Annotated in this window: 17 protein-coding genes; 13 read left to right on the top strand and 4 right to left on the bottom strand. The window is 63.7% G+C overall.

The genetic code is table 11. The annotated features are described in order from the left end of the window. Window positions 1-26 precede the first annotated feature (26 nt). The 3 genes from AB4Z43_RS11660 to AB4Z43_RS11650 form a co-directional block, all read right to left on the bottom strand. Window positions 27-509 (bottom strand): DUF2852 domain-containing protein, encoded by a 483-nt coding sequence (locus AB4Z43_RS11660; protein ID WP_441937515.1) that lies wholly within the window; start codon window positions 507-509, stop codon window positions 27-29. Between the two features lie 117 nt (window positions 510-626). Beyond that, window positions 627-1,769: a benzoate/H(+) symporter BenE family transporter gene (locus AB4Z43_RS11655; protein ID WP_081296163.1), complete on the bottom strand. Its 1,143-nt coding sequence runs from the start codon at window positions 1,767-1,769 to the stop codon at window positions 627-629. A gap of 2 nt (window positions 1,770-1,771) precedes the next feature. Further along, window positions 1,772-2,542: an alpha/beta hydrolase gene (locus AB4Z43_RS11650; RefSeq protein WP_441937514.1), complete on the bottom strand. Its 771-nt coding sequence runs from the start codon at window positions 2,540-2,542 to the stop codon at window positions 1,772-1,774. A gap of 221 nt (window positions 2,543-2,763) precedes the next feature. Here AB4Z43_RS11650 and infC point away from each other — a divergent pair, with 221 nt between their 5' ends. The 8 genes from infC to AB4Z43_RS11610 all read left to right on the top strand — a co-directional run bounded on the left by infC (window position 2,764) and on the right by AB4Z43_RS11610 (window position 9,794). Further along, window positions 2,764-3,300: a translation initiation factor IF-3 gene (infC, locus tag AB4Z43_RS11645; RefSeq protein WP_010912915.1), complete on the top strand. Its 537-nt coding sequence runs from the start codon at window positions 2,764-2,766 to the stop codon at window positions 3,298-3,300. 226 nt (window positions 3,301-3,526) lie between these two features. After that, window positions 3,527-4,153, top strand: coding sequence for a methyltransferase family protein (locus tag AB4Z43_RS11640; protein WP_019862659.1), 627 nt, complete (start codon window positions 3,527-3,529; stop codon window positions 4,151-4,153). Window positions 4,154-4,336: 183 nt separating this feature from the next. Next, window positions 4,337-4,540, top strand: a complete 204-nt coding sequence (gene rpmI, locus AB4Z43_RS11635; RefSeq protein ID WP_006201248.1) for a 50S ribosomal protein L35 — start codon at window positions 4,337-4,339, stop codon at window positions 4,538-4,540. Window positions 4,541-4,627: 87 nt separating this feature from the next. Beyond that, the gene (gene rplT / locus AB4Z43_RS11630; protein ID WP_006201247.1) at window positions 4,628-5,029 is read left to right on the top strand and encodes a 50S ribosomal protein L20; all 402 of its coding nucleotides are present in this window, start codon (window positions 4,628-4,630) and stop codon (window positions 5,027-5,029) included. 146 nt (window positions 5,030-5,175) lie between these two features. Then, window positions 5,176-6,273: a phenylalanine--tRNA ligase subunit alpha gene (gene pheS / locus AB4Z43_RS11625; protein ID WP_441937511.1), complete on the top strand. Its 1,098-nt coding sequence runs from the start codon at window positions 5,176-5,178 to the stop codon at window positions 6,271-6,273. Further along, the gene (locus AB4Z43_RS11620) at window positions 6,270-6,692 is read left to right on the top strand and encodes a GFA family protein (protein WP_038651485.1); all 423 of its coding nucleotides are present in this window, start codon (window positions 6,270-6,272) and stop codon (window positions 6,690-6,692) included. The genes pheS and AB4Z43_RS11620 overlap by 4 nt, the downstream gene beginning before the upstream one ends. After that, entirely contained in the window at window positions 6,689-9,097 is a 2,409-nt protein-coding gene (gene pheT, locus AB4Z43_RS11615; protein WP_441937508.1) for a phenylalanine--tRNA ligase subunit beta, read from the top strand. The genes AB4Z43_RS11620 and pheT overlap by 4 nt, the downstream gene beginning before the upstream one ends. A gap of 94 nt (window positions 9,098-9,191) precedes the next feature. Next, window positions 9,192-9,794 (top strand): nucleotidyltransferase family protein, encoded by a 603-nt coding sequence (locus AB4Z43_RS11610; RefSeq protein WP_441937506.1) that lies wholly within the window; start codon window positions 9,192-9,194, stop codon window positions 9,792-9,794. Between the two features lie 257 nt (window positions 9,795-10,051). On the opposite strand, the gene AB4Z43_RS11605 is transcribed toward AB4Z43_RS11610, so the two are convergent. Then, on the bottom strand, window positions 10,052-11,047 hold the full coding sequence (locus tag AB4Z43_RS11605; RefSeq protein WP_064985146.1) for an aldo/keto reductase: 996 nt from the start codon (window positions 11,045-11,047) through the stop codon (window positions 10,052-10,054). Between the two features lie 179 nt (window positions 11,048-11,226). On the opposite strand from AB4Z43_RS11605, the gene AB4Z43_RS11600 reads away from it, so the two are divergent. The 5 genes from AB4Z43_RS11600 (at window position 11,227) to AB4Z43_RS11580 (ending at window position 16,170) form a co-directional block, all read left to right on the top strand. Continuing rightward, on the top strand, window positions 11,227-12,117 hold the full coding sequence (locus AB4Z43_RS11600) for a LysR family transcriptional regulator (protein ID WP_019862653.1): 891 nt from the start codon (window positions 11,227-11,229) through the stop codon (window positions 12,115-12,117). A 71-nt stretch (window positions 12,118-12,188) separates the two neighbouring features. Further along, a complete protein-coding gene (locus AB4Z43_RS11595; protein ID WP_069090771.1) occupies window positions 12,189-12,758 on the top strand; it encodes a cytochrome b in 570 nt (189 codons plus the stop codon). Window positions 12,759-12,827: 69 nt separating this feature from the next. Beyond that, the gene (locus AB4Z43_RS11590; RefSeq protein ID WP_019862651.1) at window positions 12,828-13,403 is read left to right on the top strand and encodes a YceI family protein; all 576 of its coding nucleotides are present in this window, start codon (window positions 12,828-12,830) and stop codon (window positions 13,401-13,403) included. A gap of 81 nt (window positions 13,404-13,484) precedes the next feature. Beyond that, entirely contained in the window at window positions 13,485-14,471 is a 987-nt protein-coding gene (locus AB4Z43_RS11585) for a Gfo/Idh/MocA family protein (RefSeq protein WP_441937503.1), read from the top strand. A gap of 40 nt (window positions 14,472-14,511) precedes the next feature. Continuing rightward, on the top strand, window positions 14,512-16,170 hold the full coding sequence (locus AB4Z43_RS11580; RefSeq protein WP_441937501.1) for an FAD-binding dehydrogenase: 1,659 nt from the start codon (window positions 14,512-14,514) through the stop codon (window positions 16,168-16,170). Window positions 16,171-16,198: the final 28 nt, after the last annotated feature.

The raw sequence follows: 16,198 nt of genomic DNA, 5'->3' as shown, positions 1-16,198 counted from the left end.
ATCGTACCTTGGCTCGTCGCAAAGCCTCAGTCGTCAAGCAGGTTCGAGCCCTTGCCGCGCTTGGTAGGGGTCGTGCCGGTGCTCGGATCGGTCTTCGCCGGCGCGGTCGACTTGTTGCGCTTCCCCATGAAGCGATCGAACTCGTCCTGATCCTTGGCGCGACGCAGTTCGCGGGCATAGTCGTCGAACTCGGTCAGCATGTCGTCGAGCTTGCGGCGCTCCTCGGCGAGGCGCTCAAGCTCCTTTTCGCGCCAGTCGTCGAAAGCGACGTTGCCGGTGCGGGCGGAGCCATTGCCCCAGCGCGCGGCCTTGTCGGAACCGCGGCGGCAGCCGGCGAAGATGCCGTCCGTCGCACGGTTGACGTCACGCTTGAAGCCGTCGAGCCGGTCGCCCCAGATGATGTAGGCGAGCATGGCGAAGCCGAGCGGCCAGAACACCATGAAGCCGATCACCATCAACGCGATGGTTGCCGGCGTCCAGGCCGGGCGGATCAATGCAGATGTGTTCATTTTCTCCCATTCCTTCGGTTGGAGACAGCCAAGACCGGCTGCGTGGAATCGAAATGGGAAGGCAAAAACGGCGATTCAAGACAATGTCCGCCAAAACCGGACAAGGGTCTGAAATGATTATCGCTTTTTGAGCCTGTCGAGGAAAAGCACGACCAGCCCGGCGATCAGCCCCCAGAATGCCGCGCCAACACCGAACAGGGTCAGCCCCGAAGCGGTGACGACAAAGGTGACGGTGGCGGCCATGCGATCGCCTTCGTCCTTCAGCGCGATCGCCAGCGCGTTGGCCAGCGAGGCCATCAGCGCCAGGCCCGCCACCAGCACGATCAGACTCTGCGGCAGGACGGCGAAGATCGCCACCAGCGAGGCGCCGAAAATCGCGAAGATGAGATAGGCGACCGCATAAAACGGGCCGGTCTTCCAGCGCTCGGCGGGGTCGGGATGTACGTCCGGCCCGGTGCAGATCGCCGCCGAAATCGCCGCCAGATTCGTCGTCGAGCCACCGAATGGCGCCGACAACAGGGAAAACAGGCCGGTGACGCCGATCAACGGGCCGGGCTCCGGGTGGTAGCCGGCGGCGCGCAGCACGGCCAGCCCCGACAGGTTCTGCGAGGCCATGGTGACGAGATAGAGCGGCAGCGCCAGGCCGATCATCGCCTTGGCGGTGAAATCAGGTGAAATCAGCGTCAGCGTCGACAGTTCGGGTGTCGGCAGGCCGCCGACACGGCCGGTGAGAAATGCGGCGAGACCGCCGCCGACCAGCACCGACAGCACCGACAGCGCCGGGTGGAACACGCGGATCAAGAAGAAGGCCGCGATCAGCGGCAGGATCAGCCAGGGGTCGACGGGAACGGTCTTGACCGCATTGAGGGCGAAGGTGACGACGATGCCGGCGAGCATGCCTGAAGCGACGGAGGGCGGTATCCTGGAGATCAATTGCGTCAACGGCCGGAACAGGCCGGTGGCGATCAACAGGATGGCGGTGGCGATGAAGGCGGCGACGGCCTCGCCGATCGAAAAGCCGGTCGACGCCGCCATCAGCGCCAGGCCTGGCGTCGACCATGCGGTAATGACAGGCATTTTCGTGCGCCAGGACAGCCACAGGCTCTCGATCGCCATGGCCAGGCAAATGGCCGTCACCCAACTCGCCGTCTGAATTTGCGTGGCGCCGACCGCGTGGGCGGCGGCAATGACGATGGCCAGCGTACCGCCAAAGCCGACGATTGCCGCGACGAAGGCCGAGATCGGAATGGAAAGGCGCATCGTCACTTGCCCCGCCCGGCCATGTCGCCGACCGCGCGCACCAGCATGTCGAGGTCCTGCGGCCGCGACAGGCGGTGATCGCCGTCGGGAATCAGCGACAGCGTGACATCATCGGCCGGCAGCAGGCTGACCAGCTTCAGAGCGTGGCTCGACGGTACGTCCGGATCGGCCAGCCCCTGCAGGATGTGCACCGGGCAATGCGTGTCGATCGGCCCAGTCATCACCCGGTTGGCGCGCCCGTCCTCGATCAAAGCGCGGGTATAGATGTAAGGCTCCGTGGAATAGTCCGACGGCTCGGCGAAGAATCCCTTCTCAGCGAGGGCGCGCTTCTGCGCTTTGGTCAGCACGGGCTCGACCAGCTCGGAGGTAAAATCCGGCGCCKGTGCCAGCAGCACCAGGCCGACGACGCTTGCGTCGCCCGCCTTACGCAATTCCTGCACCATGCGCAGCGCGATCCAGGCGCCCATCGACGAGCCGACCAGGATCTGATTGCCCTTGGCAAACTTCCGGAACACGGCAAGGCTCTGCGAAAGCCATGTCGAAATCGTGCCGTCGGCAAAGGCGCCGCCGGATTCGCCGTGGCCGGAATAGTCATGGCGCAGGAAGGCGCGACCCTCTTTCGCCGCCCAGTCCGACAGGGTCTGCGCCTTAGTGCCCAGCATGTCCGACTTGTAGCCGCCGAGCCAGACGATACCGGGCGTCGAACCCGCATTATGGCGCACCGCGATGCGCGATCCATCGACATCGAGAAAGGTTGGGGGCGTGACGGTCATGGCTTTTTCCTCAGGCCCCTCTTCTGGCTCGGGGTTCTTGTGGCACAGCCACGGGCGTGGCGAAAAGTGCTCGCGCCGTTTCTTTGTTTGGTGCAGGCGGTGATCAGGGTGATTTTCTATCAATGCTGTGCTATTGACTCCGCCCGCGCGCTCACCACATTGGCGCGTCCACGCATCAAGACTGACAAATCCTGAACGAAACGGCCAAGGAGACCACGACCATTCGCAGACCTTTCAAAGCAGCGGCGCCGACCAAGGATGGGCCGCGCTCCAACCGTGACATCCGGGTTCCCCGGGTCCAGCTTATCGACGCCGAAGGCCAGAACCGCGGCGATGTTTCCATCAACGACGCATTGCTGCTCGCCGAAGAGGCGGGGCTCGATCTCGTTGAGATATCGCCCAATGCGGTGCCGCCCGTCGTAAAGATCCTCGATCTCGGCAAGTTGAAATACGCCAACCAGAAGAAGGCGGCCGAGGCGCGCAAGAATCAGAAGGTCATCGAGATCAAGGAGATCAAGATGCGCCCGAACATCGACAGCCATGACTACGAGACCAAGATGAAAGCGGTGCGCCGCTTCTTCGAGGAGGGCGACAAGGTCAAGCTGACATTGCGCTTCCGCGGCCGCGAGATGGCGCATATGGAGCTCGGCATGCAGCTTCTGAACAAGGTGCGTGAGGAAGTGGCGACCATTGCCAAGGTCGAGGCGGAGCCGAAGCTCGAAGGCCGCCAGATGATGATGGTGCTGGCGCCGCGCTAGCTAAAGGTGTGCTGAATACCGACACATCTGAGATCACGATAAAGTCAGGCGTGACCAGCGCTCCAAATCCGCCTGAATTGTCTTGCAGAGCGTCCCGGCGATCGGCGGGACGCCTGTTTCTCGGCTAAAGCTGCGATCGCCGGCTTTGTATTATGCATGTCGTCCTCCCAAAACCTGGGCCACTTTTGGGCGACATGCAATAGCTCCTCGACGATCGGATATCCCCTTGGACAACGAACTCAAATACGGGCTGGGCAATTACCAGCAGATGCGTCGGCTGGTGCTTGCCGTGCTCGTGGTGGTGCTGTTTCTGGCGCTGCTGTTCGGTCAATCGACCTTCCCGCCCGACACGCCGGTGCATGAAACAATCGAGATGTTCGGTGTGCTCCTGATTTTCCTCGGCATCGTCGGCCGCCTTTGGGCGACGCTCTATATAGGCGGGCGCAAATCCTCCGAGGTGGTGACGGGCGGGCCCTACTCGATCACCCGCAACCCGCTCTACGTGTTCTCGACGGTGGCCGCGGCCGGGGTCGGCGCACAAATCGGCTCGTTCTCGGGCATCATCCTGTTCGCACTGCTGTGCGCCGGCGCCTTCCACATCGTCATCCTGCGCGAGGAGAAATTCCTTAGGGAAGCGCTCGGTGCGCCCTATCAGGCCTATCTGGACAAGGTGCCGCGTTTCTTCCCGAAGCTTTCCCTCTACCAGGAGGGCGACACTGGCAGCTTCAAGCCACGCCTGCTGTTGACCACGCTGCTCGACGGCCTGGTGTTCCTGATCGCCCTGCCGGCCTTCGAACTGATCGACGGCGCGCAGCAGTCGGGCATGCTGCCGGTGTGGTTCACGCTGCCCTGAGCGGGGGACACAGCGTCGCACGGCTTCAGGTGTTGCGCACAGGCCGTCTTTGACGTATAGGACCGCCGTTCAAGAAAACCGCCCGGCAGGGCATGCCGTGGCGGTTTCATTTGCTTTTCGGGCTTTGGTCGGCCCGGAGCGAACAAGAAGCGCGATAGTGCGCCAACAATACGGAGTAGCAAAATGCCCAAGATGAAGACCAAGTCGGCCGCCAAGAAGCGGTTCAAGATCACAGGTACGGGTAAAGTCCTGTCGGCTGCGGCCGGCAAGCGTCACGGCATGATCAAGCGTTCCAACAAGTTCATTCGAAATGCCCGCGGCACGATGGTTCTGGCTGAACCGGATGGCAAGAAGGTCATCAAGAATTTTCTGCCGAACGGCCTCTAAGGCATTCGGTCCGGACACGCAGTAGTTTTACGCAATTCCGAACGGAAAGCCGCAGGCACCTGGAATTGCTTTTAAGGAGATCATGACATGGCACGCGTAAAGAGAGGCGTCACCTCGCACGCCAAGCACAAGAAGGTCCTGAAAGCCGCCAAGGGCTTCTACGGCCGCCGCAAGAACACCATCCGCATCGCCAAGCAGGCGGTGGAAAAGTCGCTGCAGTACGCCTACCGCGACCGCAAGAACCGCAAGCGCTCGTTCCGCGCGCTGTGGATCCAGCGCATCAATGCCGCGACCCACGAGCATGGCCTGACCTATGGCCGCTTCATCGATGGCTTGAACAAGGCCGGAATCGAGATCGATCGCAAGATCCTGTCCGACATGGCCATCCATGAGCCGCAGGCTTTCGCCGCGCTCGTGGCCAAGGCCAAGGTCGCGCTCGAATATCTGAAGAACACCACGCCGAACGCTTTTGAAAGCGCTGTCGCCTAAGACCAGCGCTTCCCAAGCATTCGCAATTCTGATTTGGGGAACCCGCGCTGGCACGGCTGGCGCGGGTTCTTTTTTGACCCTGATGCAACCAAAATGGTGACGACGAACCAAAGTGGTGTCGGTCGCCCTATCGAGAGAGCTTCACTGTGAACGCCACCGCTGGAAATCTTGAAGCCCTGGAAGATTCACTGCTAGCCGATATCGCATCGGCCGCTGACGAGCCGGCCATCGAGGCCGTGCGCATCGCCGCCTTCGGCAAGAAGGGCACCGTGTCCGAGATGCTGAAAACGCTTGGCGCCATGACCGCCGAGGAGCGCCAGCTCAAGGGGCCCGTCATCAACGGCCTCAAGAACCGCGTCACCGAGGCGCTGACGGCCCGCAAGGCCGAATTGAAAGACGTGGCGATCGCAGCGCGTCTGGCCGCCGAGAAGGTCGACGTGACGCTGCCGGTGCGGCAGTCGCCGGCCGAGCGCGGCCGCATCCATCCGATCAGCCAGGTCATCGACGAGATCGCGGCGATCTTCGGCGATCTCGGCTTCGCCATAGCAGAAGGTCCAGACATCGAGACCGACTATTACAATTTCACCGCGCTGAACTTCCCTGAGGGACATCCGGCGCGCGAGATGCACGACACCTTCTTCTTCCAGCCGGACGAAAAGGGCGAGCGCAAGCTGTTGCGCACGCACACCTCGCCCGTGCAGATCCGCACCATGGAGACGCAGAAGCCGCCGATCCGCATCGTCATTCCGGGCAAGACGTACCGGCAGGATTCCGACGCCACGCACTCGCCGATGTTCCATCAGGTCGAGGGACTGGTGATCGACAAGACGGCCAACGTCGCCAACATGAAGTGGGTGCTGGAAGAGTTCTGCAAGGCGTTCTTCGAGGTGCCCTCGGTCAAGATGCGCTTCCGGCCGTCCTTCTTCCCGTTCACCGAGCCAAGCCTCGAGGTCGACATCCAGTGCGACCGCTCGCGGTCCGGCGAAGTGCGTTTCGGCGAAGGCTCCGACTGGATGGAGATTCTCGGCTGCGGCATGGTGCATCCCAATGTGCTGCGCGCCGGCGGGCTCGATCCGGACGAATATCAGGGTTTTGCCTGGGGCATGGGCATCGATCGTATCGCCATGCTCAAATACGGCATGCCGGATCTGCGCGCCTTCTTCGACGCGGATGTCCGCTGGCTGTCGCATTACGGTTTCCGGCCGCTCGATATGCCGACGCTGTTCGGCGGCTTGAGCGCATGACAGCGCTCCACATCGGCGGCTGCCGCTGCGGCGCCGTGCGGTTCGAGGCTTCGGCCGAGCCGCATCACGTCAGCTATTGCCATTGCGGCGATTGCCGGCGGGCCAGCGGCGCGCCGGTCTCGGCCTTTGTCGGCTTTTTGGCCGGCAAGGTGGCGTTCACCGGCAAGGCGCTGAAGATGTACGAGAACGGCCCGGTGACGCGCTCGTTTTGCGGCGTCTGCGGCTCGCCCATCGCCTATGTCGACGAGCGGCTGGAAGACGACATCTACTTCATGCTCGGCGCCATGGACGCGCCGGCGGATTTCAAGCCGACGCTGCATGCCTATGTCAGCGAGCAGCTTCCCTTCCTGCATATGTCCGACGATCTGCCGAGACATCTGAAATCAAGCGTCAAAAGACCAGACGGAACAGCCCCATGAAATTCACCCTCTCCTGGCTCAAGGATCACCTCGAGACCGATGCCTCGCTCGACGAGATCGTCGAGCGGCTGACGTCGATCGGCCTCGAAGTCGAGCATGTCGACGACAAGTCGAGCCTGAAACCCTTCGTCATCGCCAAGGTGCTGACGGCGGTGCAGCACCCCGATGCCGACCGGCTGCGCGTGCTGACCGTCGACACCGGCGACGGCAAGCCCCCCGTCCAGGTTGTCTGCGGCGCGCCGAATGCTCGCGCCGGCCTGATCGGCGCTTTCGCAGCGCCCGGCACCTATGTGCCCGGCATCGACGTGACGCTGACAGTCGGAAAGATCCGGGGCGTCGAAAGCCACGGCATGATGTGTTCGGAGCGCGAGCTGGAACTGTCCGACGAGCACAATGGCATCATCGACCTGCCGGCCGACGCGCCGGTCGGCACCAGCTTTGCGTCCTACGCCCATCTCGACGATCCGGTCATCGAGATTAATCTGACGCCGAACCGGCCGGATGCCACCAGTGTCTACGGCATTGCCAGGGATCTGGCGGCAAGCGGGCTCGGCACACTGAAAAGTGGTGCAGTCGAAAAGATTGCCGGGAAGGGCGAGACGCCGGTCAAGGTGGTGATCGAAGCGCCGGAGCTTTGCCCGGGCTTCGCCTTACGGCTGGTGAAGGGCGTCAAGAACGGCCCGTCACCGAAATGGCTGCAGCAAAGGCTGATCGCCATTGGCCTCAGGCCAATCAGTGCACTGGTCGACATCACCAACTATGTCACCTTCGATCGCGGCCGGCCGCTGCATGTGTTCGACGCCATGAAGGTCGCCGGCAACCTTGTCGTGCGCCGCGCCAGGGACGGCGAGAAGGTGATGGCGCTCGACGGTCGCGAATACACGCTGACATCAGACATGTGCGCCATCGCGGACAACAACGGCGTCGAATCGATCGCCGGCGTGATGGGCGGCGAGCATTCCGGCTGCGACGAGAACACGACCGACGTGCTCATCGAATCCGCGCTTTGGGATCCGATCACCACCGCCCGCACCGGCCGCACGCTCGGCATCATCACCGATGCGCGCTACCGCTTCGAGCGCGGCGTCGACCCTGAATTCATGGTCCCCGGCGTCGAGCTGGCGACGAGGCTGGTGCTCGATCTCTGCGGCGGTGAGCCGGCCGAGACCGAGGTCGTCGGCTATGCCGGCCACAAGCCCAAGATCGTCTCCCTTCCGCTGTCGGAAGTGACGCGGCTGACCGGCATCGAGGTGCCCAAGGCGGAAAGCCTCGACATCCTGTCACGACTCGGCTTCAAGCCGCAGGGTTCGGGCGATGTCGTCGATGTGGCGGTGCCGTCCTGGCGTCCCGATGTCGATGGCAAGGCCGATCTGGTCGAGGAAGTGATGCGCATCCACGGCGTCGACAACATCGCCCCGCAGCCGCTCGGCGCTCATGACGCAGTCAATTCGAAGATCCTGACCACGCTGCAGATCCGCACCCGCACAGCCAAGCGCGCGCTTGCCGTGCGCGGCATGATGGAAGCCGTCACATGGTCGTTCATTCCGGCCAAGCATGCCGAGTTGTTCGGCGGCGGCCAGACGGCGCTGAAGCTTGCGAACCCGATCGCCGCCGACATGTCCGACATGCGGCCGTCGCTGCTGCCGGGGCTGATCGCCGCCGCGCAGCGCAATGCCGACAAGGGCATTGGCGACGTCGCGCTGTTCGAGGTCTCGGGCACCTATGAGGGCGACGGCGCCGACCAGCAGCGGCGCGTGGCCGCCGGCGTGCGCCGCGGCACGGCCAAGCTCGACGGCTCCGGCCGCAGCTGGGCCGGCAATTCCGGTCCGGTCGGCGTGTTCGATGCCAAGGCCGATGCGATTGCGGCGCTCGAGGCCTGCGGCGCGCCCGTCGAACGGCTGCAGATCGAGGCGGGCGGTCCGGCCTGGTACCATCCCGGCCGGTCCGGCACGATCAAGCTCGGGCCGAAGACCGTGCTCGGCACGTTCGGCGAATTCCATCCCAAGACGATGGAAGGGCTCGATGTTTCCGGCCCACTCTGCGGCTTCGAAGTGTTCGTCGACGCCGTGCCGGAGCCGAAGGCCAAGCCGACGAAGACCAAGCCGAAGCTGGAGCTCTCGGCCTTCCAGGCGGTGAAGCGCGACTTCGCCTTCGTCGTCGACAAAGCGATCGAGGCCGGTACGCTGATGCGCGCCGCACTTGCCGCCGACAAGAAGCTGATCACAGCCGTCTCGGTCTTCGACATTTTCGAAGGCGCGTCGCTCGGCGCTGACAAAAAATCGATCGCCATCGAAGTGTCGATCCAGCCGGTCGAGAAGACGCTGACCGACGAGGATTTCGAGGCGCTGGCCAAGCGCATCGTCGAGAATGTCGGCAAACAGACGGGCGGCGTGCTGCGCGGCTGAAGCAATTTCGGGAAAAGTGCGTAGCGGTTTTCCTACAGGAATTGCGCCAGAACTACGCCTTGCAGGCAGATGGCGAATCGTCCTCCAAAGGGCGATGGACCATCTGCGCTATTCCGGGCTGCCGTTCGAAGCACAGCGAGGGGCGTTTCTCGCGATCGTGTCGGGGGACTCGCTCGTCCGTGAAGCACTGGTACGTGCCCGCACGCTTGAGCTGCCGGACTGGCTGGTCGTCTCCGGCGTACTTTACAACAGCGTCTGGAACCATTTGACGGGCAAGCCATCAGGTTACGGCATCAAGGATGTCGACCTGTTCTATTTCGACGACAGCGACCTGTCCTATGAGGCCGAGGACGATGTCATCCGCCAGGCAGCGCGGCATTTCGAAGAGCTGGCGCTGCCGGTCGAGGTGCGCAACCAGGCGCGGGTGCATCTTTGGTATCCGCAGAAATTCGGGCAGCCCTGCCCGCGCTATACGAGTTCCAGCGAACCCATCAGCCATTTCGCCTCGAAGACGCATGCGGTCGGGGTGCGGTTCGATGCCCACGGGCAGCTCGATCTGGTGGCGCCATTCGGGCTCGACGATGTCTTTTCGTTCCGCATCACGCCAAACCGAGTGATGGATAACCGGCGCACGCATGAGGCGAAGGGCAAGCGGGCGCGGGAGTGCTGGCCGGAGATTGAGGTGGTGCCGTGGTAGGGGTGCAGACATATGCCGAGCGAGGCGCTCCCCTCTGCCCTGCCGGGCATCTCCCCCACTTGGGGGGAGATCAGCAGCTTCGGCGCCCTGCGCATTCTCAACGTCAGCGATTGGCGAAAGCCTAGACGACATCCAATCTCCCCCCTTGTGGGGGAAATGTCCGGCAGGTCAGAGGGGGGCGCTGTCCCGCCAACGGCTCCCATTTTCAACGCTGCAAAAAGAGGCGCCGAAGCGCCCCTTCTTCCGCTGACCGCTGCTCACCCATTCACCAGTGCCAGCAACTCCTCCGTGTAGCGCTTGCCGACCACCTTGTCCGGTGACAGCGCATCGCCGATCGCCGCGACCTCGGCTGCACTCAGCTCGATCTCCGCCGCCGCAGTGTTCTGCTCCAGATGACGGATTTTCCGTGCACCCGGGATCGGTACGATGAAATCGCCCTGGTGCAGCACCCAGGCGAGCGCCAGCTGCGCCGAGGTTACGCCCTTTTCCGCCGCCATTGTTTCCAGCGTGGCGATGACCTTGGCATTGGCTTCCATGGCCTCGGCCTGGAAGCGCGGCAAGGTCCGGCGCCAGTCGCCATCGTCAAGCGTTTCGGGCCTGGCGATGGTGCCAGTCAAAAGGCCACGGCCGAGTGGGCTGTAGGGAACGAAGCCGATGCCGAGTTCGCGGCAGACGGCGAACACATCCTCTTCCGGGTCACGGGTCCACAGCGAATATTCGCTCTGCACGGCCGCTATCGGGTGCACGGCATGCGCACGGCGGATGGTCGCCGCACTTGCCTCCGACAGGCCGAGCGCGCGCACCTTGCCCTCGCGCACCAGCTCGGCCATGGCACCGACCGTATCCTCGATCGGCACGTTGGGGTCGACACGGTGCTGGTAATAGAGGTCGATGACATCGGTACCCAACCGCTTCAGCGAGGCCTCGGCCACCGCCTTGACGTGCTCGGGGCGGCTGTCGACGCCGGCCATGCGGTCGAGGCCGGTGCCTTCCTCCAGAATCTTGAAGCCGAACTTGGTGGCGATAGTCACCTTGTCGCGAACCGACTTCAGTGCCTTGCCGAGCAGGATCTCGTTCTCGTAGGGGCCATAGACTTCCGCCGTGTCGAAGAAGTTGACGCCGATCTCGACGGCGCGGTGCAGCGTGGCGATCGCCTCGCCCTCCGGCTGACCGCCATAGGCAAAGCTCATGCCCATGCAGCCGAGGCCGACGGGATAAACGTTCAATTCAGTTCCTAGCTTGCGGCTTTGCATCAGGCATCTCCTTGTTGTGATGCTTAAAGCGCGTCGACAACGCGCTTTAAGTTTTGTTGTGCATGTCGTTGTCCCAAAACCGCTGCGCACTTTTGGGCGACATGCATGAGGAGATAGCGCCTTGCTTTGTGTTCGATAATCGTCTCTCATTTGCACGGGCTGTTCCAATAAATAGATCAATGAACCGAGCGCATCTCTCCCAACTGGCCGTGCTGGCGACCGTCGCCCAATGTGGCAGCTTTCGCGGCGCGGCCAGGGAATTGGCCATCGCACCGTCGGCGGTCAGCCATGCCGTGTCCAGTCTGGAGGCACGGCTCGGCGTGCGGCTCCTGGCGCGCAGCACCCGCAGCGTCGCGCCGACGGAAGAGGGTGCGCAATTGCTGGAGCGGTTACGTCCTGCCCTTTCCGAAATCGACCTGGCGCTGGAGACGGCACTCGAGGCGCGCGACCGGCCGGCCGGGAATCTGCGGCTCAGCGTGCCGCGCACGGCGGCGCATCTGGTGCTGACGCCACGGCTCGGCGCCTTTGCCGCGGCCTATCCCGATATCGTGCTGGAGATCCTCATCGAGGATCGTTTCACCGATGTGGTGGAAGGTGGTTTCGACGCCGGCGTGCGGCTCGGCGAGAGCCTGCAGCGCGACATGATCGCGGTGCGCATCGGGCCGGACATGCGCGGCGCGGTGGTCGGCGCGCCATCCTATTTCGCGGCCATGCCGAGGCCGCATCATCCGCGCGACCTTGCCGTTCATCGCTGCATCCGCTTCCGCTTCTCCAGCGGCATTCTCTACCGCTGGGAATTCGAAAAGGACGGCGAGGAGATGGAGATCGCCGCGCAGGGGCCGCTGATCCTCGACGAGGACCATCTGATCGCGCAAGCCGCGATCGACGGCGCCGGGCTCGCCTTCGTCTTTGAGCCTTATGTGCATGCCCCGCTCGCCGACGGAAGGCTGATCCGCGTGCTGGAGGACTGGTGCCCACCCTTCGACGGGTTCTTTGTCTATTACCCCAGCCGCCGGCAGATGCGCCCGGCGCTCAGGGCATTTGTGGATTTCTTCAAGGTGAGCGGTTAGCTTACCCTTCCACCTTGTAGGGAGGGTGAGGGGCGTTGGAAGAAAGTTCTGTCCAGCGTCGTTCACACACAATGCAGTCGATCACCAACACCGCGACCCGCTACGGCTGGGCGACGATCCTTCTTCACTGGCTGATCGGCATCATTTTCATCGGCCAGTTCGCCCTCGGCTTCATCATGGTGCGGCTGACCAGCCAGCGTACCGCTTTCGAGCTGATCCAGCTGCACAAATCGCTGGGCTTTCTGCTGCTTGGCCTCATCATCCTGCGCATCGCGTGGCGGCTTGGCAATGCGACGCCGCCTCTGCCGGCTTCGGTCGGCGCGCTCGAACGGCGTACGGCGCCGCTCGCGCATCTGGCGCTCTATGCCTTCCAGATCGCCTTGCCCTTGTCCGGCTGGGCGCTGGTTTCGGTGTCGACGCTGGAAATCCCGACCATGCCGTTCAACCTGTTCGTTATGCCCAATCTGCCGCTCGCCGAATCCGATGCCGCCGAAAGCTTCTGGGCAGCCGCGCACTGGTATCTCGCCTATCTGGGCATCGCGCTCGTCGCGCTGCATGTCGCAGCCGCCCTGCGCCATCACTTCCTGCTGCGCGACAGCGTGCTCACGCGTATGATCACACCTTCGTCAGGTGGGGAATAGAGCGGGCGGCACGCGCGTTTGTGAGGTGAGGACGCGAACAAGCGTTGCCTCCAGGAAAGGAACAATCCCATGCATGCGCGCATCCTTGGATTCGCGGCTTTTGCCGCATGCCTTGCCGTGCCCGCAGCCGCGGCGGTGGCATTGAGCGACGCCGCCGGCAGCTACACGATCAGCCCGGCAGGCTCCAGCATCCGTTTCACCATAGGCAAGGCCGGCGGCGGCGGCTTCGACGGCGCCTTCGCCCACTTCAAGGGCACGATCCGCATCGACAATGGCGATGTCGGGCGCTCGAAGGTCGACCTTACCATCTATCCGGAAAGCGTCGGCACCGGCCAGAGCCGCATCGATGCCTTCCTGCGCTCCGACGCGGTGTTCGATGCGGCCAACAGCCCGGAAATCCAGTTCCGCTCGACCAGCGTGACCCGCACCGGCGACACGTCCGCCCTTGTCACCGGCAGGCTGACGGCGCGCGGCAAGACGTTTGCGGAAAAATTCACCGCCGAGCTCAATGGGTTGAAGGGCGGCACGATCAAATTCCATGTCACCGGCAAGGTGCTGCGGTCGCGCTACGGCATGGATGTCGGCACGCCGCTCTATTCCAACGTCGTCGACTTCGACATGACGCTGACGGGGAAGCGGGGCTGAGCCAGGGGTCAGCCTCGGTCATTGGCTTTTCCGTCGATTTCGGGCAAACCTCGCCTGATGTAACCGACATGGAGAAGCGTGATGTTCCGATGGGGTGTGTTGTCGACGGCCAAGATCGGTCGCGAGCAGTTGTTGCCGGCAATCGTCGAGGCGGAGAATGGCGTGCTGTCGGCGATTGCCAGCCGCGACCTGTCGAAAGCCACGGCCCTGGCCGAGCGCTTCGGCGCGCGCCATGCGTTCGGATCGTACGAGGAACTGCTGGCCTCCAAGGATATTGACGGCGTCTATATCCCGCTGCCGACCTCGCAGCATGTCGAATGGACGGCCAAGGCCATCGAGGCGGGAAAACATGTGCTGGTCGAGAAGCCTCTGGCGCTCGACGCCAAGGATATCCCGCCGCTGATCAAGCTGCGCGATGCCAAGAAGGTGCTGGTCTGCGAAGCCTTCATGGTCATTTACCACCCGCAATGGATCAAGGTGCGCGACCTCATCGCCAGCGGCGCCATCGGCCGGCTGCGCCATGTGCAGGGCGCGTTCTCCTATTACAATGTCGACCCCAACAATATGCGCAACCAGCTTGACCTCGGCGGCGGCGCGCTGCCCGACATCGGCGTCTACCCGACTGTGTCGACGCGGTTTTCGACCGGCAAGGAGCCTAGCCGTGTGCAGGCAACGATCGACCGCGACAAGAAATTCGGCACCGACATCTACTCCTCGATCCGCGCCGATTTCGGCGATTTCGAACTGTCCTTCTATCTGTCGACGCAGATGGCGGCGCGCCAGGTGATGGTGTTCCACGGCGAGAAGGGTTTCATCGAGGTCTTCTCGCCCTTCAATGCCGGGCTCTACGACCATCACCGCGTCGAGTTGCACAACCAGAACCATACCGAAGCGCAAGTGTTCCGCTTTCCCGGCACGCAGCAGTACCGGCTGGAGGTCGAGACTTTCGCGCGCGCCGCACAGGGCGGCAAGGAGCGTGTCTTCACGCTGGAGGAATCCGTGCTCAACCAGAAGGTCATCGACGCCATCTTCCGCGCCGGCGGCAAGGACGGCTGGGAGGCCGTCTAACTCTTTGCAATAAAGTAGCCGGCCAATTCGGGGAGGAAAAATGGCTGACGATGCGGACGTGGTCATTGTCGGCGCCGGCCTTGCCGGGCTGGTTGCCGCCGCCGAGCTTGCCGAGGCCGGCAAGAAGATCATCATCGTCGACCAGGAGCCGGAGCAGTCGCTGGGCGGACAGGCGTTCTGGTCGTTCGGCGGGCTCTTCCTCGTCGATTCGCCCGAGCAGTGGCGCATGCGCATCCGCGATTCGCATGATCTGGCGCTCGAGGACTGGATGGGCACGGCCGCTTTCGACCGGCCGGAGGATTTCTGGCCGCGCAAATGGGCGGAAGCCTATGTCGGTTTCGCCGCCGGCGAGAAACGCTCCTGGCTGCTGCAGCGCGGCCTGAAATTCTTTCCCGTCGTCGGCTGGGCCGAGCGCGGCGGCGGCAATGCCATCGGCCACGGCAATTCAGTGCCGCGCTTCCACATCACCTGGGGCACCGGCCCCGGTGTTCTCGAGCCCTTTGTCCAGCGCGTGCGCGAGGCGCAGAAGCGCGGATTGGTCAGCTTCAAGTTCCGCCACCGGGTCAACGAACTGACGCGCACTGGCGCTGTCGTGACCGGTGTGAGCGGCGACATCCTGGAACCCAGCACCGTCGAGCGCGGCCACAAGAGCTCGCGCGACATATCGGGCGATTTCGAGCTTCACGCGCAAGCGGTGATCGTCGCCTCCGGCGGCATCGGCGCCAACCACCAGCTGGTGCGGGAAAACTGGCCGAAGCGGCTGGGAACGGCGCCCAAGCGCATGATCACCGGCGTGCCTGACCATGTCGACGGCCGCATGCTGGCGATTACCGAAGCGGCCGGCGGCATGATCATCAACCGCGACCGCATGTGGCACTATGTCGAGGGCATAAGAAACTGGGCGCCGATCTGGACCGACCATGCGATCCGCATCCTGCCCGGCCCGTCCTCGCTCTGGCTCGACGCGCGCGGCAAGCGCCTGCCGGTGCCGCTCTATCCCGGTTTCGACACGCTGGGCACGCTCAGCCACATCATGAGCACCGGCTTCGACTATTCCTGGTTTATCCTGACCAAAAAGATCATTCAGAAGGAGTTCGCGCTGTCGGGCTCCGAGCAAAATCCCGACCTCACCGGCAAGAGCTGGCGCCAGGTGCTCGGCCGCGCGACGTCGGGCATTCCGGGTCCGGTGAAAGCGTTCATGGAGAAGGGCGAGGATTTCATCGTCGAGGCCGACCTTTCGAAGCTGGTGACGCGCATGAACGCGCTGGCCGGCGGCGAGCCGCTGCTCGACGTCGCCCAGGTGGAACGCGAGATCCGAGCCCGCGATCGCCAACTCGACAATCCGTTCTCCAAGGACATGCAGATCACCGCGCTGCGCGGCGCCCGCGCCTATCTCGGCGACAAGCTCATCCGTACAGCCAAGCCGCACAAGATGCTCGATCCGGCAAACGGCCCGCTGATCGCGGTGCGTCTCAACATCCTGACCCGCAAGACGCTGGGCGGCCTGCAGACCGATCTCGACAGCCGCGTGCTGGGCGCCGATGGCCAACCAGTACCCGGGCTCTATGCGGTGGGCGAAGCGGCCGGCTTCGGCGGCGGCGGCGTGCACGGCTATGCCGCACTGGAAGGCACGTTCCTTGGCGGCTGCATCTTCTCCGGCCGCAGCGCCGGCCGAGCGGCGGGACGCTCGGTGGCGTGAAACGACGTTACCATGGCCCGTGGTGAGA

It is taken from the genome of Mesorhizobium sp. 2RAF45 (genome assembly GCF_052115225.1).
GTDB lineage: Bacteria > Pseudomonadota > Alphaproteobacteria > Rhizobiales > Rhizobiaceae > Mesorhizobium > Mesorhizobium jarvisii.
This window is presented reverse-complemented; position numbering and strand designations above follow the sequence as displayed.